Below are 17,816 nucleotides of genomic sequence, written 5' to 3' on the forward strand. Positions count from 1 at the left end.
AATGAAGAGAAAACACCGAGAGGTGACCACGTAACTGAAAGATTCATGTGGGAGGCGGTCGCGGTGTGAGCCATGACGAGCGTCAAGGAGTTCCGCGTCGACGAGCCGGCGACCGCCGACGCGCTCGGTCGCGGGCGGTTCGTCTTCACCGACGCCTACTCCGTGTTCGACTGGGGGCAGATGCCCGACGCGATCCCGGAGAAGGGCGCGAGCCTCTGTACGATGGGGGCGTTCAACTTCGAGCTGCTGGAGACGGCCGGAGTCCCGACCCACTACCGCGGCGTCACCGATCCGGCCGCGCGGGAGCCGGCCGACGACGCCGACGGCCCCGCCGACGGCGGGGGCGACGCGCCCGCGTCCGTCCCGCTCGACGACGCGACCGCCGCGCCGACCGAGATGGCCATCGACCTGACGCAGGTCCCCGACCTCCCGTACGAGGGGCCCGAGGCCGGCTACGACTACGACGCCTTCCACGCCGCGGGCGGGACCAACTACCTCGTGCCGCTGGAGGTCGTCTTCCGGAACCGCGTGCCGGTCGGCTCCAGCCTGCGGCGACGCGCCGATCCCGCGGACTTCGGACTCGACGACGACCTCGGCCTCGACGAGTGGCCGGACGCGCCGGTCGACCTCCCCGAGCCGGTCGTGGAGTTCTCGACGAAGTACGAACAGCAGGACCGATACCTCGCTCGCGCCGAGGCCGACCGGATCGCGGGCGTCGCCGACGTCGACGCGCTCGAATCGCTGGCCCGCGAGGTGAACCGCGTCGTCACCGAGCGCGCCGACGCGGCCGGGTTCGTCCACGAGGACGGGAAGATCGAGTGCCTGTACGCCGACGGGGAACTCCGCGTCGCGGACGTGGTGGGGACCTTCGACGAGAACCGCTTCTCCTACGGCGGCCGGGGCATCTCGAAGGAGGTCGTCCGCCAGTGGTACAAGGCGAACGACCCCGACTGGGTCGCGGCGGTCAAAGCCGCGAAGGAGGCCGTCGCAGACCGGGATATCGACGACTGGCGCGAGCTCTGCGAGCCGTCCCCCGACCCGCTCCCGCCCGCCGTCGTCGACGCGGTGGCCGACCTGTACGCGGCCGGGGCGAACGCCTACACCGGCCGCCAGTGGTTCGACGCCCCCGACGTCGAGGCCGCGCTCGACGCGGCCGACGGCCTGTAGCGCCGGCCGGATCCCCGGGAACCGAGAGCCGGATCCTCACCATCGATCGGACGCGAGGGAACCTCTTTACCCCCGACGCGCGTGGATCGAGGCATGTCCACCGAGGCCGACTTCGGGGAGCGGTTGGAGACGCAGACCGCGACGTATCTCGACCGGATCGACGACTGCGTCGCCCTCCTTCCCCGGGCGCTCGACGAGTACGCCGACGAGGGGCCGTACCGCGACACGGTCGACGAGATAGCCGCCGTCGAAAGCGAATGCGACGACCTCGTCCGCGGCGTTAGGGCGCTCATCACCGACGCGGGGCCGGACGACATCGGCCTGTTGAACACGCGGATCAACTTCAACGAGTCCGCGCTGCTCGACTTCTACAACGAGCTCGACGTGGTCGCGAACCACACCGAGCGGATCGTTCAGGAGGTGGCGATGATGCGCCCCGACGCGGGCGTCGAACCGTTCGACGACATGCGCGAGATGGCCGAGCGGATCGCCGAGATGGTCGCGGTCCTCGGCGACGTGGTCGAGGGGTTCGTTCGGGGGCTCGCGCGCGCCGACGCCACGGAGACGCTCGCCGAGGGGATCGAGGCGATCCGCGCGCTCGAAAGCGAGTGCGACGACCTCCGTAACGACGCGATCGAGACCGCGTTCGCCGACGAGACGATCGACCAGCCGCTCGTCTACCGCGAACTCGCGATCCTGCTGGACGAACTCGCCAACGCGGTCGAGGACCTCACCGACCGGATCGTCGTGATCGCGAGCAAGGAGCCGGGGATCGTCACGGAGGCGGACGGCGAGTAGCGCGCGCACCGCACCGCTCCGGCGGACTCGACGCGCCCGAGGCGCGGCGCGCCGATCGCGACGTGCCGACCTCGGCGTGCCGGCCGCGGCGTCGCCGCTACTCGGGCCGCCATCGACCGCCGATCTCTTCGCGGGGGTAGTCCTGATACGTGCCGTCGAGATACGTGGTGACGCGGCCGTCCTCCTCGCTGAGCGTGATCGCCCACAGGACGTTCTTCCGGAGCGACGTCTCCAGGGCACTCATGTGTTTGGTCCCCATCCAGTCGGGGTATTCGAGCTCCGCGACCCCCGGCACCTCGGCGTGGTGGGGGCTTCGGACTCGGACCATCTGTCGCTGGATCGTCCCGTCTCCCGTCACGACGATCGCGCCGTCTCGGCTGAACCCGACGTCCTCGGCGACCCGTCGAAACGCCTCGGGCGAGTCGAGCACGATCTTACACCGGTCGGTCGGCCAGACGTTCTCTCCCAGCGGGTCGGTGTACGCCTCGAAGTCCGTCTCGGCGACGACGAGGAAGTACAGGCTCGGACCGCTCACGTACTCGTCGTCCCACTTGTCGAACTCCATGCTCAACGCCTCGGCCACGTATCGGATCCGGTCCATGAGATCCTGGCTGGTGGCGTACTTCTTCAACACCCGATCGAGTTCTTCCATTCGGTTCTACCGTCAGTAGCGTCGCAAGCGTGTTAAACGCTCTCCAGGCCGGATTCGCCGCGTGACCGGCTACCGCCGCGCCCAGTCGAGCATCCGCGCGTAGAACGGGTCCGAGCCGAGCGCGTCGGCGTCGCCGACGATCGTCAGCTGCTTTTTCGCCCGCGTGAGCGCCACGTTCACCCGGCGGTGGTCCTCGAAGATCGGCCCGTCGAGGTCGCCGGTCGCGACGAGGGAGACGACGATCACCGCCTTCGAGGAGCCCTGGAAGCGGTCGACCGTGTCGACGGTCACGTCGGTCCGGCGACCGATCTCCGCGACCTGCGCGCGGAAGGGCGCGATGACGCCGACGTCGTCGGGGTCGACGCCGGCGGCGACGTACGCCTCGACGATCGCGGCGACGCGCTCGGCCTCACGGACGTTCCGGTTGCCGTCGCGCTCGCCGTCCGGGTCGACGAACCCGACGCCGCCGGTCAGTTCGGGGGCGAGACCGTCGGGGTCGACGCCGAGGTCCGCGAGGGTCTGCCCGGCCACCTCCGGGGTCGCGGGGCGGAGCGCGCCGTCGTAGAACTCGGCGGAGGCGAACGCCTGGATCCGCTGGCTCATCCGGTACTGGCGGTCGAGCATGACGCTCGCGTCCGGGTACGTCTCGATGAGCCGCTGGAACAGTGAGGTGCGGAGGTCGTTTTCCGCCCGCACGACCGGCGGGAGCTGCTCGTGGTCGCCGACGAGCACGAACCGGTCGGCGAGGTTGACGGCGGCGTGCGTGCCCGGCTCCGTGAGCTGCGAGGCCTCGTCGACCAGGGCCACGTCGAAGTCGCACTCGCGCATGACCCGGGAGCCGCAGGTCGCCGTCGTGGCGGCGACGACGGGCGCGTCGCGAAGTTCCGCGGCCTTCGCGTTCGGGTCGCCGCGCTGGACGAGCCGCACGTCCTGCATGTCCTCGCGGACGCCGGTCTCGGTCCCGACTCGCAGGATTCCGCCGGTTTCACCGGCTCCATCCGGTCGCGCGGACGCGACCCACTCCTCGAACCCCTGATCGCGCAGCGCTTCGAGCGCGTTGTCGACCGCGCGGTTCGTGAACGCCGACAGCAGCACCCGGTTCCCCTCCGCGACGAGCGCGCGGATCGTCCGGGCGATGGTGTACGTCTTCCCGGTGCCGGGCGGCCCGTGGATCAGCGCGCAGTCCTCGGCGTCGACCGCGAGTTCGACCGCCTCGTTCTGGGCCTCGTTGTTGTCGATGTAGGCGTCCGGCGCGTCCGGGCCGTCGCTTCCGGGACTCCCCGCCGGTCGGTCCGCCGGCTCTCTGAACTCCGGCTCGCGCCGGCCGAACAGCACGTCCTTCCGCGACTCGCTCCCCTTCAACACCGCGTCGTGGAGCGCGGTGAGCGAGCGGTCGACGGATATCTCCGAGGGATAGACGTCGAGCCGGCGCAGCTCCACCGGCTCGTCGGTCTCGACGACGACCACGTCGCTCCCGAGTTCGGTGATGCGCCCGAGTTCCCCGTGGCCCGAGACGGGGTCGCCGTCGCTCGCGAGCGCCACGTCGCCCTCGCGGAGCTTCGAGACGGCGTCGTCCGGTTTCCGGGCGCGAAGCTCCCACCGCCTGTCCGCGATCTCCGTCTGCGCGACGGGTTCGAGGTCGATCAAAGCGCGGTCGTCGGCCGCCCGTTCCTCGGGCGTCTGCTCCCACAGCTTGCGGTACTCGGCGTGGGTCTCGCGGCGCTCCTCCTCTAAGGCGACGTAGAAGCGGTCGAAGTAGTCGCGCTCCGCGTCGGGGACCGCGGTCCCGATCTGTCCGGCTTTCGACTCCTGATCGAGACGCCCCGAGACGACCATACACGCGTCCTGCTCGAAACAGTAGCTACAGGTCGCGTCCGCCTCGTAGCCCGTCGGGACGGTCGGGCGCTCGCCGGGGTCGTTGAGCGCGCGCCACTCCATCGCGGCGAGGGCGTTTCGCTCGCGGACGACGAACTCCAGGAAGCCGCGGCCGACGGTGAACTCCTTGGCGGGCGCCAGATCGCCCGACTCCTCGTTGCGGTCCAAGGCGGTGTTCTTCGTGTACAGCAGCGTGCCGATGTCTGGGTCGACGCCGCGCTCGTCGAGCATGAGGGCGTAGCAGGCCGCCTGGACCTTGTCGTGGAACCGCGGCTCCCGCTTGGTGTTCTTGCCCGTCTTCAGTTCGACGGGCGTGCCGCGCCGGAGCGCGTCCGCTCGCCCCTTCAGTCCGAAGGTGGGCGAGATGAGCGTGAACTCCGACCGCCACGTGTCGTCGTCGCTCAGCGTCCCCTGCGCGAGCCACCCCTCGACGGCGGCGGCGTTGCGGCGCACCTCGTCTTCGACCTCCTCCGTCTCGTAGCCCAAGAGCCCGAGCTCGAGCCCGGCGTCCGCGACGCGGTCCTCCACGGACTCTTCCAGCTCCATCCCGCGGAGCAGGTCGCCGAACACCTCGTGGACGACGGTCCCCTTGACCACCGGGTAGTTGAGCGGGATCCCGGAGAGCTTGTTCAGGTAGTACATGCGGGGACACTGTACCCACGACCGGATCCCCGTCACGTCGACGAGGAAGTCGGGCTGGAGGACGACCCACGACTCGTCGGTCGTCGCGTACCCCGTCTCGCCCCGGTACTCGTCCGCCTCGGCCTCGGTAACGAGGAGCTCCATCCCCGTTTCGGCGTGTTCCGCGGTCTCCGTCCACTTCCCCCACAGCGTCACGTCGACCGGCTCGCCCGCGCCGCGGTCGGGCCGGACCCGCACCTCGCGGAGGTCGCGCTCGCCGTACGACGTCGACACCGTCCGCGCCTCCCCGACGGAGACGATCGGCCCCCGAACGTTCACGCCCCTGCTCGGCGGCGGCACCGAAAAACGCTGTCGGTGGGTGTACCCCGCGGTGGGCCCAGTCCCCGTCGTCTCCGCCGACCGCTTACCGCGTCACCGGCGCGCTCACGCTCCCGATCGACTCGACGACCGCCCGCACCTCGTCGCCGGGGGCGATCGGCGCCGCGCCGGGCGTGCCCGTGCTGAACAGGTCTCCCGGTTCCAGCGTCATCACGTCGGAGTGGAAGGAGACGATCTCCGTCGGCGGGAACAGCATGTTCCGGATCTCGTTTTCGGCCCGAACCTCGCCGTCGACCTCGGTCCGGACCGAGAGCCCCTCCAGATCGAGCGGCGCCTCCGGCACCGCGAGCGCGGCGCCGGGCACGAGGAAGGTGTCGTAGCTCTTCGCCCGCGTGAGGAACCGCGGGTTCCGCCGGAGGACGTCCTCGGCGGTCATGTCGATCGCGGGGAGGAACCCAGCGATCACGTCTTCGACCTCGTCTGCGGCGACGTTCCGGCAGGCCCGTCCCATCACGACCCCGAGCTCCGCCTCCGCCGTCACCCGCTCGCTCTGCGACTCCGGCGGCAGGCGGATCGGCCCGCCCGGTCCCGTCAGGGCCGACGACGGCTTCATGAAACTCGCCGGCTCCTCGGGGCGATCCTCGTCGAGGTCGCCGGCGTGCTCCTCGTAGTTCAGGCCGATTCCCCACAGCTTCCCGAACGACGCCAGCGGCGCGCCGAACGACAGGTCCGCCGCCGGGACCGGGTTCGCGGTCGCGTCGGTCACGTCGCCGAGCGTCCCCGCCGCTGCTCGCGGGAGGGCGTCGCGGACGCTGTTGAGGTCCGGCTCGACGGCGCCGAGGGGGACGTACCCCGCCTCGTCGCCGAGCAGGGGGTCGCCGGTCGCCGTGCGTGCGAGGTACTTCACGGCGCCCTCGGTCCGCTCACTTTCATTGCGCCTTCGGTCCGCTCATCTCACTCCTCGCGGTCCGTCCAGAAGTCGAACGAGCGGCCGGGCGCGAACACGTCGAGGCCGACCGCGCGCTCGTCGCCGGTGTTCTCGACGCGGTGGGCCTCGTTCGCCGCCAGGAGGGCGGAGTCGTTCTCCGCGAGCGTGACCGAGTCGTCCTCGGTCTCGACGGTGAGTTCGCCCTCCAGGCAGAGGCACACCTGCTCGTTCTCGTGGTCGTGCATCGGCGAACTGTGTCCCGGCGGCTTCTCGAACCACTCGAAGGAGAACCGGTCGCTGCCGGCCATCGAGACGCGCCGCCAGCCCTCGTCGGGCTCGTAGCTCTCCGCCTCGTCGAACGCGACCGCCCTCATAGGTTCGCACCGGTGGCCCCGCCGTCGATCGGCAGCGCGGTGCCGTTGACGAAGCCCGACTTCGGCGACGAGAGGAACGCGACGGTGTTGCCGAGCTCCATCGGGTCGCCGATGCGGTCGAGCGGGTTGCCCGCCCAGTCGTCGAGCCCGTCCTCGTAGGCGTCGTACTCGCCGCGCTCGACGCCGGCCTCGACGAGGTCGCGGATCCGGCTCGTCTCGTGGGGGCCCGGCAGGACGGCGTTGGCGCGCACCTCCGGGGCGAACTCCTTCGAGAGCGTCTTCTCTAACCCGATGACGCCCATCCGAACCGCGTTCGATAAGACGAGGCTGTCGAGCGCCTCCTTCACGCTCCGGGAGGTGATGTTGACAATGGTGCCGCCGTCGCCCTCCCTGAGGTGCGGGTACGACTCCCGCGCCAGCCGGACGACGCTCATCACGAGCAGGTCGTAGGCGTGCTGCCAGTCCTCGTCGTCGGTGTCGAGGAAGGCGCCCGAGGGCGGGCCGCCGGCGCTCGTCACGAGGTGGTCGATCGTGCCGAACTCGTCGACGGTCGCCTCCACCAAGGCCGTGACCTCGTCGGCGTCCGTCAGGTCCGCGGAGTGGGCGACGACCTCGCCGGTCGCGACCTCCTCGACCTCCGCTTTCGCGTCCGCCAGCCGCTCCTCGTCACGGCCGTTGATGACGACGTTCACGCCCTCCCGCGCGAGCGCCTTCGCCGATGCCTTGCCGAGTCCGCTGGACGACGCCGTGACGAGGGCCGCGTTCCCGTCGATCCCTAGGTCCATGTCTCCCCTATCCCGGGTACGCGGTGAAAACATTTTCCTGCAGGCAAGCGGCCCGCGATCCTGCGGGCGATTGTCGACTGTCGGATGTTCCCGTGGGCGACCCGCAGACATCGGAGCGGCGACCGAGGGGGACGAGCGAACGGCGTGAATTCTCACGTGTTGTCGTCGACCGCCGGCTCGAACCCCGCGATCCCCTCGTCGAATGCTATCGACTCGCGGTCGACCACCTCCGCTGCCTCCGGGAGGTTCTCGATCACCGCTTTTGAGACGCGGTACTCCCCGAGATCCTGGGTGTTCCGGATCCAGATGATCCGGACGGTTTCTGGGTCGTACGCGCCGAGCGCCGCCGTCGCGGTCCGAAGGGCGAACTCGTCGTCGGGCGCCACCAGCGGAAGCTTTGCCTTCGAGAGCGACCCGCTTGTGAGCGCGTTCGCATACGTCTTCTTCAGGTCCAGTTGGTCGACCGCGGCCCGCCGAGTGAGGTCCGCAAGCCCGATCCCGTTACCGTTCCCCCTCGTTGCCTCGGTCAGTCCCCGGACGTAAATGAGGTCGACATCCGGCGTCTCCGGGTCCGGCGCGTTAAGGACGCGGTAGCGACCGACGACGTTCGTGTCCATCCCGGCGCCCGAGATCTCCTTGCCGATCTCGTCGACGACGAGGAGGTCGATGTCGTCAACCGGGAGTGTCGGCATCTCGTCGTAGGCGCGTGCCAACAGCTCCGGCTCGCGGTCGAGGAACGAGCCGGCAGGGACCGCCTCTAAGTGCCCGATTTCCTCCTCAAAGTTTTCGACGAGCGCGACGCCGCCGACGAGTGGGGTCTCCCGCTCGATCACGTCGAGCGCGGCAGTCAGTGTCTCGACGTATCCCTCGGCGATCGCCGTCGAGTGGAACGACTTCGCGCCGCGCTGTTTGCCGAGGCCGACGACGGTCATCTTCGCGAGCCCGCTCTCGATCGGCCCGGAGAAGTTGGTGTGGGCTTTCACGCGGTTCACTACCAAAGCCGCATCGGCGTCGAGCGTCGCTGTCGAGAAGCACACCGGCATCTCCGCGTTGCCGACCGACACCGTCGCCAGCTCCTCAGCGTCCATGCGTGCGTCGATCGGCGCGCCGACCGCCTCCTCAGTGACACCGAGCGACGCTAGAACCTCGCGCTGTCCCTCGGACGTCGCGCCGCCGTGGCTCCCCATCGCCGGCACGACGACCGGCTCGAACCCCCTCTCCGCGAGGCGGTCGACAACCGCCGTCGAGACCTCGTCGATCCGGTCGATGCCACGACTGCCGACCCCGATGGCGACGGTCGCGCCCGCCGGAAGGTCGCCGAGATCAAGCTCGTCGACCGCCGCACGCGCCGCCCCGGCAGGGTCGTTGAGCCGCTCCGTCCGCGGCTCGTACCGCACCCGCACGAATGCCGGAAGCGGTTGCGGGTCGATGAGCCCATCGACATCGGACCGTTCGGGAAACTCCATACCGTCCCCTTGCGGCGTCGATACAAAAATCGCGGGTGGGAACCTTGCCGATACGGGGGCCTACTTGCCCCCGAGTGATACCGGATCGCATATGTGGAAGACCGGCGGAACGACGGCCTGCGTCCTCCCCGGCGCGGCCACCCCGAACTTCGACCTGCTGGAGTACTAGGCGCTGGAGGTCGATTGGTGGCACGGCCTGTTGTCCCGCGACGAGCTGCTGATCGAGGACGACCGCATCGCGGTGCTGGAGGCGTCCGGCCTCGGCATTGAATTCGACACCGAGGTCGCAAAGGACCACCTGCTTGACGGAACCGACGGCTGGTCGTAGGAGACACCGGGACGACCTCCAGTCCGTCGGCCGTGTAACCCTCCGTTCCGGTCGGATACGGAGATAGCTATGGTTATTTTATCTTCGGGATCGAACGTGAGCGTATGCTGGATTACTTCGACATGGAGTCGACCCTGACCGAGGAGGAGCGCCTGCTCGTCGACTCCGCCCGCTCGTTCATCGACGGCGAGGTCGACGACGTGGGACAACACTGGATCGACGGGACGTTCCCCACGGAGATCATCCCGAAGATGGGCGAGATGGGGTTTTACGCGCCGAACCTCGAGGGGTACGGTCTGCCGGGCGTCAGCGAGCGAGCGTACGGCCTGCTGATGCGCGAGTTGGAGGCCTGTGACTCCGGGCTCCGCTCGATGGCGAGCGTTCAGGGGGCGCTGGTGATGTACCCGATCCACGCGTTCGGCAGCGACGAACAGAAAGAGGAGTGGCTGCCGCGGCTCGGCACCGGCGAGGCGGTCGGCTGCTTCGGGCTCACGGAGCCGGAACACGGGTCGAACCCCTCCGCGATGGAGACGATGGCCGAGCCCGACGGCGACGAGTACGTACTGAACGGCTCGAAGACGTGGATCACGAACTCCCCCATCGCCGACGTCGCGGTCGTGTGGGCGAAAGACCACGGCGAGGAGGGGACCCCAGTCCGCGGGTTCCTCGTCGAGACCGACCGCGACGGCGTCACGACCAACGAGATCAAAGAGAAGCTCAGCCTCCGGGCGTCGATCACGGGCGAGATCAGCCTCCAGAACGTCCGCATCCCGGCCGAGAACCGACTCCCCGGCGTCTCGGGGATGAAGGGGCCGCTGTCGTGTCTCACCCAGGCGCGCTACGGCATCGCGTGGGGCGCGGTCGGCGCGGCCGCGGACTGCTTCGAGGCCGCCCGCGAGTACGCCACCGACCGAGAGCAGTTCGGCAAGCCGATCGGCGGCTTCCAGCTGCAACAGGAGAAGCTCGCGGAGATGGCGACGCAGATCACGCTGGCACAGCTGCTCGCCCACCGGCTCGCCGACCTCAAGGAGGCGGGCGAGATGCGGCCGCAACACGTCTCGATGGCCAAGCGCAACAACGTCCGGACCGCCCGCGACCAGTCGCGGATCGCCCGCGAGATGCTCGGCGGCAACGGGATCACCGCGGACTACTCGCCGATGCGCCACATGGCCAACATGGAGACGGTGTACACCTACGAGGGCACCCACGACATCCACTCCCTGATCCTCGGCGAGGACCTCACCGGGCTACAGGCGTTCCAGTAGGCCGGCGCCACCGACGCAGGCGTTCCAGTAGGCCGCCGCCACCGACACGCTCTTGCGCTCGCGCGGCCGACAGGTCGACCGTCATGCGCGTACGAGACTGGGACGACATCCTCGCGGACGTCGCGAGCGACTCGACCGACCCCGACGGCTGGCGCGCCGTCGCCGGGTCCCGCCGCGAGGGGCTCGGCGAGGACCTCTATTTCGGCCACCCGAGCGTCGGACTCTATCACCTGAAGACGTACGCGAAGAACCCGCGCGACCTCCGGGGCGTCGGCACACGGGTCGCCCGCAGGGTCGACGACGAACTCGACCCGCTCCTCCCGGACGCCGAAAGCGACGGGCGCTTCGCGGTCCGGTCCGCCCCGGAGGACGAGGACCACGCCGAGGAGATGATGACTCGCCTCACCGAGACGCTCCGCGTTCACGCCGAGGCGCCGACCGACCCGGACCACCTCTTCGAGGACGTGATGGAGGCGGTCGACTCGCCCGCGTTCGGCCCGATGGAGTACGAGTTCGACGGGCGCCCCGACGAGCTCGACGAGCTCTCCGACACCTTCGAGGCGGCCGAGGACCTGCTCACGTCGGAGCTCGACGACCTGATCGACGAGGACGACGTCGACCGCGGCTTTCACTGAGTCGCGGCCTGCCGGCCGCCGCCGACCGCGCAGTCACGCCGTCGTCGCGGCCGCTCGTCCTATATCGCCGTCACCCACGCCCGGTACTCCTCGTCGAGGTCGTACACCTCGCGGAAGGCCCGCTCGATGAACCCCGCGACGCGGTTCGCGTCCGACCGCGCCGTGACGACGGCGTTCGTCCCCTCGGCCTCCTCCGGGCTGACGAGCTCGTCGATCCGGAACTCCGGGAACTCGCCGAGGAGGTCCTTCAGCCGGTCCAGCTCGTCGTCGGTACAGTCCAGAACGAGCTCTGTGCCCGCGAGCTGGATCCACGGCGGCACCGCTCCTCCCTCGGAGTCGTCGCTGTCGGGGTCGACGTCGACGGTCATCACGTCGCTGGAGCGCGCGCGGTGCGCGGCCGCGGCGTCGGCGAACAGCTTCAGCCGCTCGTCCTCGGTCGCGGCGTCGAATCGGGTCATACCTCCGCTCGACCGCGACGGGGCTTAAAAATCCGCACTCGGCGACGACGTCCGGGGTGGCGCTTCCGCTCCCGCTCCGCTACGTTCTCTCCGCCCGCGCTACTCTCGTTCCGTCTCCGACAGCACGTCGTCGACCGTCGAGAGCGTCCGCTCCGCCTCGGCGAGCCGGTCGTCGGCCTCGCCGCGCTCGATCAGCGACAGCTCGGCCTCGTCGAGTTCGTCGCGGACCGCGGCCGCCCGGCGGAGCCGCTCGTACTCGTCGGTGCGCGCCAGCTCGCGGACGGACCGGAGCGTCGCGACCGCGTCGTCGTCGGCGATCCGGCCGACGAGCGGGACAAGTTCGTCGATCTCGTAGGCGAGCTCGTCGCCCGGCTTCGGCGGCCAGTCGAGCGTCAGCGGCTCGCCGTCGAGCCGTTCGAGGTACGTCCGGTGGACCGCGACCGCGGTGCGGAGCGCCCCCGGATCGTCGACGTAGTGTTCGAGCTTGGAGTTCGAGTAGTCGGCGTACTCCAACAGCGTCGCCGGCGGCTCCTCGCCGGCCGCGTGGCTCTCGACGTACTCGGACAAGTCGGTCGGCGGCACGTCGACGTCGACGAACGGCGTCGCGTCCGCGCGGTCGAGGAACCCGAAGACGTCGCGGGCGGACGCCGAGCGGAAGAACTCCCGGAACGCCTCGCGGACCGCCTCGTCGTACGCCTCCATCGGCTCGCGCAGGCGGCTCACGTCGGCGTCGAGGTCGGCGTCGGCCATCTCCGCGACCTCGCGCAGTTCGTCGAGCCGCGAGTCCAAGCGCTTGCGGGCCTCGCGGGCCTCCTTCCGGGCCGCCCGGTAGTCGTCGACGCCGTCGTCGTACGCCTCCAGCAGGTCGACGAACCGCCCGGCCGGCTCCAGCGCCTCGCGGGCGGCGGCGATGTCCCCCTCGGAGAGCCGGCGCTTGTCCACCGCCTCGTCGGCCGCCGCGAAGGACTCTCCCGCGGGCATGTCGTCGTCCACGTCGACCGCGTCGCCGAACTCGCCGCGGAACCGGACGTACGACTCGAAGTCGCCGGAGCCGACCGCGCCCTCCTCGTACCGGTCGAGGACCCGGTGCGCGGTGCGGTACGCGTCGGCCGCGGCCTCGACGCGGTCGCGGCCGTAGCCGTCGATCCGCGACTCGATCCGACGGAGCTCGTCGTAGCGTTCGCGGAGCCGCGCGGCCGCCTCGCCCGCCTCGGCGACGGGGCCGTCCGCGTCCGGGTCGGCTCCGCCGTCGGCGACGAGACCCATCAGTACACCTCGTCGGGGTCGAAGACGCGCTCGCCGACGTTCTCGCCCTCGATCGTTCGATGGAAACACGACCGGTGGCCGGTGTGGCAGGCGCCGACGTTCTGGTCGACGAGGTACAGCAGGGTGTCGGCGTCGCAGTCGACGCGTACCTCGCGGACCGACTGCGTGTGTCCCGAGGAGCCGCCCTTGCGCCACAGCTCCTCGCGGGACCGCGAGTAGTAGTGGGCCTCGCCGGTCTCGCGGGTGCGCTCGAGCGCCTCGGGCGAGACGTACGCGAGCATCAGCACCTCGCCGGAGTCGGCGTCTTGGGCGATCGCCGGCACGAGCCCGCTCTCGCCGAAGTCGACGTCGATCGGCTCGGCCCCCTCCCCGGCGGCGTCCGCCGGGGCGCTCCCGCCGCCGTCCGACCCGTCTTCCGCGTCGGCGTCACTCATGGCTGTCCGGAGACGTGGCGCTCGAATAGGCCTTATGCCTGCGGCGGTCGGCGGAGTCGAGAAACGGCCGTCCGCCGGCGCGCTCGCTACGCGTCCGGCGCGCGTCGCAGTACGAGCGCGTCGCCGTCGGCGTACGCGTCCGGCCGCCGCTCGACGACCTCGAAGCCGCACGACGCGTACAGCGCGAGGGCGGCGTCGTTGTCGGGATGCGCCTGGAGCGTCACCGCCCCGTCGGCGTCGGCGGTCACCGTCCGGAGCAGTCCCCGAGCGCGTCCCTCGCGGCGGAAGGCGGGCGCGACGACGAGCTCGGCGACGTGAACGCCCGGACGGTTCGGGGCGTCCACCGGTAGCAGGTAGCCGACCACGCGACCGTCCGCGACGCTCACGCGGGCGTCGCCGGCCGCGAGGCCGTACTCCAACAGGTCCGGACTCGGCTGTCGGAGGTGCGACTGGAGCTCTCGAATCCGGTCGGCGTCGGCGGTCCGTCCCCGCCGGATCCGCGCCGCGGAGCCGTCACCGGCGGGGTCGGGGTCGTCGCCAGCCATCTCAGACCACCGTCAAGAGGGCGACGGCGACGACCGACCCGGCGAGCGTCGCGAGGAAGTTCACGGCCTGGTTCCCCACCCGTTCCCCTTCGATCAGGGCGCCGAGAATGCTGTCGACCGTCATCCCGGCGAACCCGGCGGCGAGGACGACCGCGCCAGCGGCGACCCCGCCGGAGACCACCGGGTCGAGGACCGGGCCCCCGCCGGCGGCGAGCGCGCCGACGAGCAGGGCGCCGGTGAGCCCCGCGAGTTCGCCCTGCCAGGTGATCGCGCCGTCCGTGCCCGGTTCGACGCGCCGAAGCGTCGTCACCAGCCGCGGCCCGTCGTAGAGCCCGCCGATCTCCGAGGAGAGCGTGTCGGCCATGGCGGTCGCGGTCGCGCCGGCGAACGCGGCCCCGAACGGCGCGGCCGGTATCGCGGCGTGCGGGGCGGCCGCGTACCCGACCACGGCGGCGAGCGCGACGGCGGAGTTCGCCAGCACGTTGCCGGTGCCGCGGGCGCCCTCGTTCTCCTGTGCGACGCCGCGGTCCGCCTTCTCGTCGAACCGGTACTTGGAGGCGAGCCCGCCGACCGCGTAGAAGGACATCAGCGTCAGGAACCAGCCGACCCCGCCGAGGACGACCGCGAGCAACGCGGCGACGACGCCGGTGAGCATCCCGGCCACCGAGGCGGTGCCGATGGCGAAGGAGACGTAGCCGAGCGCGCCCGTCACCGCGAGGCCGACCGCGATGAGCGGCGCACTGACGGTCGGATCCAGGGTGAGGAACCCCCAGACCACGAACGCGACGAGTATCGTCGTGATGTGCGCGTCCCGCGCGAACACCAGCGAGCGGACGAGGGCGGCCGTCAGCGCGGCCGCGGCGGCGAGGAACACCAGCAGCGGCACGGTCGCGGCGTCGACGGCGGCGCCGGTCTGGAGCCGCACCGCGATCTGACCGGCGAGGGCGGCGACCGTCCCGGCCGCGACGTAGCCGGCGACGAGCGGGAACTCGTCTGTCGTTCGGCGGGAGACGAGCGTCCGACCGAAGCGGCCCGCGCCCACCGCGAGCGTCGCGGCCGCGAACGCCTCGTACGGCAGCGGGGCGCGCGGCAGCGACGCGAACAGCGCGAGCCCGCCGGCGGCGACCGCGAAGGAGACGAGTCCGTACAGGCGCTCGGCCTCCCGGTCCCCGGGAAGCGCGAGGGTCTCGAACCACTCGCCGTCGCGGACCCCGAAGAAGGCCAGGCCGGCGACGGCGAAGAACGGCACGGCGGCGGCGGTGCCGAGCGCGGGTGCGAGGACCGCGAGGGCGGCCACTGCGGCGAAGATACTCGCCCGTCGGAGCCTCCGTATCACACCCTCGGCTACCCGCGACGACCACTTAACGGTCCCGACAGCCGTCCGGCGGTCGGTACCGCCCGGAGAACCCGACGTAGTCGCCGTCAGTACCGGTACTCGTTGAACTGGACCGCGTGCCCCTCGACCACGCGAACCGCCTCCTCGGGGTCTTCTTCGTCGTCCCCGGTCCGATCTTCGTGTGAGTCAACCACTCCCATGAGAGAGACGAGCAGTTCTTCGCATATAGTTGTTACCCACACAGCGGAGGTTGTCCGCGCCTCGAAGGGGACCTTCAGCCGATGACGCGGTCGATCTGTCCGAGGTGGTCGATCACGTGGTCCGGATCGATCCCGGACGCCGCGAGGGTCTCGTCGTCCGTGACGCCCGACCGCACGAGGGCGGTCGTCATCCCGGCGCGCTCGCCCAGCGCGATGTCCGTGTCGAGCCGGTCTCCGACCACGAGACACTTCTCGGGCGGGTAGGGGAGGCGCTCGCGCACCATCTCGATCGCGACGTCCGAGGGCTTGCCGAGGACGGCGTCCGGCTCGCGCTCGGCGACGCCGGCGACGGCGTTTATCACCGCCCCGGATCCGGGCACGTCGCGCTCGGGCGCCGGGATGACCACGTCGGGGTCGGTGCCGATGAACGGCACGCCGCGCTCTAAGGTCCACAAGGCGGTACAGAGGTCGTCGTAGTCGAACTCGCGGTCGATCGAGGCGACGAGCGCGTCGGCGGCGGCCACCTCGTCGGTCGTCGAGAGGCCGGCGTCCGCGAACTGGTCGAGCAGCCCCGACTCCGCGATACAGAGCAGGTCGTCGTCGGCGTGGTTCTCCCGGAGGTACCTCGTCGTCACGCTGCCGGCGGTGAACACCCGCTCGGCGTCGACCTCGTACCCCGCCGCGCCGAGGCGGTCGACGTACGCCGGCGGCGCCTTCGTCGGGTTGTTCGAGACGAACAGGAGGTCGATCCCGGCCTCGCGGAGCCGTCGGTAGCCCGCCGGGGCGCCCGGGATCGGCTCGTCGCCGCGCACGACCGTGCCGTCGACGTCGAGGACGGCGCCGCTGTATTCCATGAACGCGCTGGGGGCGCCACGGTGGTAGTGGTTGCGCCCGGCGTGCCCGGTTTCGGCTCCCCGTCGTCCACACCCCGCGGGGGCTTCGGGGTCGCTGGATCACGAAGACGGTACCCGTCCCACCTTCGGGATAACGGAAGGGTAAAGCGGCCGCGTTGCGTACCGGTGTTCACTGTGACGACGACCCAGGTGACCCTCGTCCAGATCGACAACTACGGTCCGTGGACGACGACGCCGGAGCCTCGCCGCGAGATGGACCTCCAGACGCTCCAGTCGCGGCTCTTCGCCGACGTCGCCCAGTTCCTCGGCCACCGCGACGCCTACGTCTTCTTCACCCGATTCGACAACATGATCGCGGTGACGAACGGCGTCGACGGCGAGGGTCACGCGACCCTTCAGGAGTCGATCGGCAACCGCTACCCGGTCAGCGTCAGCCTCGGCACCGCCGTCGCCGAGCGCCCCGTCGACGCCCTCGAAGCGGCGAACCGCCGACTTCAGACCGCGGGCAGCGCACAGGACGAGAGCCGGACCGAGGTGCTCACCGGCGAGTACCTCTCCGAGACGAACCGCTCGGACCTCCAGGTCGCGCACTTCGACGTTGTCAACGCCACCGGCAAGTACACCGACCGCCTCAACGAGTTCGACACGTTCATCAACATCGAACAGGCGTACGGCTCGCTGATGCGCCACCTCCGCGAGGCGCACGGCGCCCTCTCCTTCTTCGTCGGCGGCGACAACGTGATCGCGGTCTGCCCAGACCTCCCCGAGACGGCCTTCTCGGCGGCGGTCGACCACGTCCAAGACGACGTCGACATCGAGCTCCAAGTCGGCGTCGGCCGCGGCGCCTCCGCGCACGAGGCCGGCTTCGCGGCCAAACACGCCCTCGAAGACTGCCGCCACGACGGAACGAGCGTCGAGCTGTTCGGCGCGCCCGCCGCCAGCGACTGACACACCGTTCGCGGTCTGCCCCGACCCACTGCGTCGCCGTACTCTCCTACGTAGCCCGAGTCTCCACTCCGGCTCATCGCCCCGCTGATTCGCCGATTCTCTCTTCGCGGATCGATCCCCTTCCGCCACTTTCGGCCTGATCGCCCGCGTTTCGGTCGCTCTCATCCGATCCGATCTGCGGTTATTCTCGAAATCAAATCTGATACTCGGGCTGTGGCATTTTTATACACCGACCTGGAAGACGCGGATAGCATGTCAGAGGATATAGTGTTCGTCTGTACGGCGGACGGCTGTGACGCGGGTCCCTGGGAGGGGTCACACGACGCGATGGCGCACTGCTCGGAGTACCCGGACCACGGGTACACGGGGCGGCCGCGGTCGGAGATCGAACCCACCCGCGAGGTCATCCCCGCGACGGCGACGCGGAAACGGGACAACCGCAACCTCCAGCACAAGGGCCACCCGGAGGGCGCGTACGCACAGAACGACTAACGACTGACGACTCCCGACGAACGAGCGACGATTCCCGACGGACCGGCCGC

The 17,816-nt window shown here is 70.4% G+C and carries 19 protein-coding genes; 7 read left to right on the plus strand and 12 right to left on the minus strand.

Features of this window, described 5'->3' with window-relative positions:
* Nucleotides 1-72 precede the first annotated feature (72 nt).
* Together ACZ5KW_RS07340 and ACZ5KW_RS07345 are read left to right on the plus strand one after the other, a co-directional pair.
* Nucleotides 73-1,167, plus strand: coding sequence for a phosphoribosylaminoimidazolesuccinocarboxamide synthase (locus ACZ5KW_RS07340; protein WP_343780077.1), 1,095 nt, complete (start codon nt 73-75; stop codon nt 1,165-1,167).
* Between the two features lie 93 nt (nt 1,168-1,260).
* On the plus strand, nt 1,261-1,965 hold the full coding sequence (locus ACZ5KW_RS07345; RefSeq protein WP_343780079.1) for a DUF47 domain-containing protein: 705 nt from the start codon (nt 1,261-1,263) through the stop codon (nt 1,963-1,965).
* 97 nt (nt 1,966-2,062) lie between these two features.
* On the opposite strand, the gene ACZ5KW_RS07350 is transcribed toward ACZ5KW_RS07345, so the two are convergent.
* From ACZ5KW_RS07350 to ACZ5KW_RS07375, 6 genes are all read right to left on the minus strand, one after another.
* Nucleotides 2,063-2,617: a hypothetical protein gene (locus tag ACZ5KW_RS07350; protein ID WP_343780082.1), complete on the minus strand. Its 555-nt coding sequence runs from the start codon at nt 2,615-2,617 to the stop codon at nt 2,063-2,065.
* 69 nt (nt 2,618-2,686) lie between these two features.
* Nucleotides 2,687-5,452: an AAA domain-containing protein gene (locus ACZ5KW_RS07355; protein ID WP_343780083.1), complete on the minus strand. Its 2,766-nt coding sequence runs from the start codon at nt 5,450-5,452 to the stop codon at nt 2,687-2,689.
* Between the two features lie 85 nt (nt 5,453-5,537).
* Nucleotides 5,538-6,359, minus strand: coding sequence for a fumarylacetoacetate hydrolase family protein (locus ACZ5KW_RS07360; RefSeq protein ID WP_343780084.1), 822 nt, complete (start codon nt 6,357-6,359; stop codon nt 5,538-5,540).
* A 47-nt stretch (nt 6,360-6,406) separates the two neighbouring features.
* Nucleotides 6,407-6,754 carry a cupin domain-containing protein gene (locus ACZ5KW_RS07365; protein ID WP_343780085.1) on the minus strand — a complete coding sequence of 116 codons (348 nt, stop codon included), beginning with the start codon at nt 6,752-6,754 and terminating at the stop codon, nt 6,407-6,409.
* Nucleotides 6,751-7,539 carry an SDR family oxidoreductase gene (locus ACZ5KW_RS07370; RefSeq protein WP_343780087.1) on the minus strand — a complete coding sequence of 263 codons (789 nt, stop codon included), beginning with the start codon at nt 7,537-7,539 and terminating at the stop codon, nt 6,751-6,753. The genes ACZ5KW_RS07365 and ACZ5KW_RS07370 overlap by 4 nt, the downstream gene beginning before the upstream one ends.
* Nucleotides 7,540-7,691: 152 nt before the next feature.
* A complete protein-coding gene (locus ACZ5KW_RS07375) occupies nt 7,692-9,005 on the minus strand; it encodes a nickel pincer cofactor-dependent isomerase, group 22 (protein ID WP_343780089.1) in 1,314 nt (437 codons plus the stop codon).
* A gap of 199 nt (nt 9,006-9,204) precedes the next feature.
* On the opposite strand from ACZ5KW_RS07375, the gene ACZ5KW_RS07380 reads away from it, so the two are divergent.
* The 3 genes from ACZ5KW_RS07380 (at nt 9,205) to ACZ5KW_RS07390 (ending at nt 11,233) form a co-directional block, all read left to right on the plus strand.
* Nucleotides 9,205-9,333, plus strand: a complete 129-nt coding sequence (locus ACZ5KW_RS07380; protein WP_371152468.1) for a hypothetical protein — start codon at nt 9,205-9,207, stop codon at nt 9,331-9,333.
* Nucleotides 9,334-9,437: 104 nt separating this feature from the next.
* Nucleotides 9,438-10,598 (plus strand): acyl-CoA dehydrogenase family protein, encoded by a 1,161-nt coding sequence (locus ACZ5KW_RS07385; protein ID WP_343780091.1) that lies wholly within the window; start codon nt 9,438-9,440, stop codon nt 10,596-10,598.
* 83 nt (nt 10,599-10,681) lie between these two features.
* Complete coding sequence (locus ACZ5KW_RS07390) at nt 10,682-11,233, plus strand: hypothetical protein (RefSeq protein WP_343780093.1); 552 nt, start codon at nt 10,682-10,684, stop codon at nt 11,231-11,233.
* Nucleotides 11,234-11,292: 59 nt separating this feature from the next.
* On the opposite strand, the gene ACZ5KW_RS07395 is transcribed toward ACZ5KW_RS07390, so the two are convergent.
* The 6 genes from ACZ5KW_RS07395 to ACZ5KW_RS07420 form a co-directional block, all read right to left on the minus strand.
* Nucleotides 11,293-11,691, minus strand: coding sequence for a hypothetical protein (locus tag ACZ5KW_RS07395; protein ID WP_343780094.1), 399 nt, complete (start codon nt 11,689-11,691; stop codon nt 11,293-11,295).
* A 99-nt stretch (nt 11,692-11,790) separates the two neighbouring features.
* Entirely contained in the window at nt 11,791-12,957 is a 1,167-nt protein-coding gene (locus ACZ5KW_RS07400) for a DUF7118 family protein (RefSeq protein WP_343780095.1), read from the minus strand.
* The gene (hisI, locus tag ACZ5KW_RS07405) at nt 12,957-13,391 is read right to left on the minus strand and encodes a phosphoribosyl-AMP cyclohydrolase (RefSeq protein ID WP_343780097.1); all 435 of its coding nucleotides are present in this window, start codon (nt 13,389-13,391) and stop codon (nt 12,957-12,959) included. Before hisI ends, ACZ5KW_RS07400 begins: the two co-directional genes overlap by 1 nt.
* A gap of 86 nt (nt 13,392-13,477) precedes the next feature.
* Nucleotides 13,478-13,936, minus strand: coding sequence for a GNAT family N-acetyltransferase (locus ACZ5KW_RS07410; protein WP_343780100.1), 459 nt, complete (start codon nt 13,934-13,936; stop codon nt 13,478-13,480).
* Between the two features lies 1 nt (nt 13,937).
* Entirely contained in the window at nt 13,938-15,272 is a 1,335-nt protein-coding gene (locus ACZ5KW_RS07415; protein ID WP_343780102.1) for a DUF92 domain-containing protein, read from the minus strand.
* A gap of 274 nt (nt 15,273-15,546) precedes the next feature.
* Entirely contained in the window at nt 15,547-16,326 is a 780-nt protein-coding gene (locus ACZ5KW_RS07420; RefSeq protein WP_343780104.1) for an HAD-IIA family hydrolase, read from the minus strand.
* A 174-nt stretch (nt 16,327-16,500) separates the two neighbouring features.
* Between ACZ5KW_RS07420 and ACZ5KW_RS07425 the strand changes: the two genes are divergently transcribed.
* On the plus strand, nt 16,501-17,274 hold the full coding sequence (locus tag ACZ5KW_RS07425; RefSeq protein ID WP_343780107.1) for a GTP cyclohydrolase III: 774 nt from the start codon (nt 16,501-16,503) through the stop codon (nt 17,272-17,274).
* Between the two features lie 252 nt (nt 17,275-17,526).
* Entirely contained in the window at nt 17,527-17,766 is a 240-nt protein-coding gene (locus ACZ5KW_RS07430; RefSeq protein WP_343780108.1) for a hypothetical protein, read from the plus strand.
* Nucleotides 17,767-17,816: the final 50 nt, after the last annotated feature.

Source organism: Halorubrum ejinorense (assembly GCF_055389685.1).

What these genes read in the sequence shown, in the direction of transcription:
- ACZ5KW_RS07340 (WP_343780077.1), top strand. Translation starts at nt 73, where the DNA reads ATGACGAGCGTCAAGGAGTTCCGCGTCGACGAGCCGGCGACCGCCGAC.
- ACZ5KW_RS07345 (WP_343780079.1), top strand. Translation starts at nt 1,261, where the DNA reads ATGTCCACCGAGGCCGACTTCGGGGAGCGGTTGGAGACGCAGACCGCG.
- ACZ5KW_RS07350 (WP_343780082.1), bottom strand. Translation starts at nt 2,617, where the DNA reads ATGGAAGAACTCGATCGGGTGTTGAAGAAGTACGCCACCAGCCAGGAT.
- ACZ5KW_RS07365 (WP_343780085.1), bottom strand. Translation starts at nt 6,754, where the DNA reads ATGAGGGCGGTCGCGTTCGACGAGGCGGAGAGCTACGAGCCCGACGAG.
- ACZ5KW_RS07370 (WP_343780087.1), bottom strand. Translation starts at nt 7,539, where the DNA reads ATGGACCTAGGGATCGACGGGAACGCGGCCCTCGTCACGGCGTCGTCC.
- ACZ5KW_RS07375 (WP_343780089.1), bottom strand. Translation starts at nt 9,005, where the DNA reads ATGGAGTTTCCCGAACGGTCCGATGTCGATGGGCTCATCGACCCGCAA.
- ACZ5KW_RS07385 (WP_343780091.1), top strand. Translation starts at nt 9,438, where the DNA reads ATGCTGGATTACTTCGACATGGAGTCGACCCTGACCGAGGAGGAGCGC.
- ACZ5KW_RS07390 (WP_343780093.1), top strand. Translation starts at nt 10,682, where the DNA reads ATGCGCGTACGAGACTGGGACGACATCCTCGCGGACGTCGCGAGCGAC.
- ACZ5KW_RS07395 (WP_343780094.1), bottom strand. Translation starts at nt 11,691, where the DNA reads ATGACCCGATTCGACGCCGCGACCGAGGACGAGCGGCTGAAGCTGTTC.
- ACZ5KW_RS07400 (WP_343780095.1), bottom strand. Translation starts at nt 12,957, where the DNA reads ATGGGTCTCGTCGCCGACGGCGGAGCCGACCCGGACGCGGACGGCCCC.
- hisI (WP_343780097.1), bottom strand. Translation starts at nt 13,391, where the DNA reads ATGAGTGACGCCGACGCGGAAGACGGGTCGGACGGCGGCGGGAGCGCC.
- ACZ5KW_RS07410 (WP_343780100.1), bottom strand. Translation starts at nt 13,936, where the DNA reads ATGGCTGGCGACGACCCCGACCCCGCCGGTGACGGCTCCGCGGCGCGG.
- ACZ5KW_RS07420 (WP_343780104.1), bottom strand. Translation starts at nt 16,326, where the DNA reads ATGGAATACAGCGGCGCCGTCCTCGACGTCGACGGCACGGTCGTGCGC.
- ACZ5KW_RS07430 (WP_343780108.1), top strand. Translation starts at nt 17,527, where the DNA reads ATGTCAGAGGATATAGTGTTCGTCTGTACGGCGGACGGCTGTGACGCG.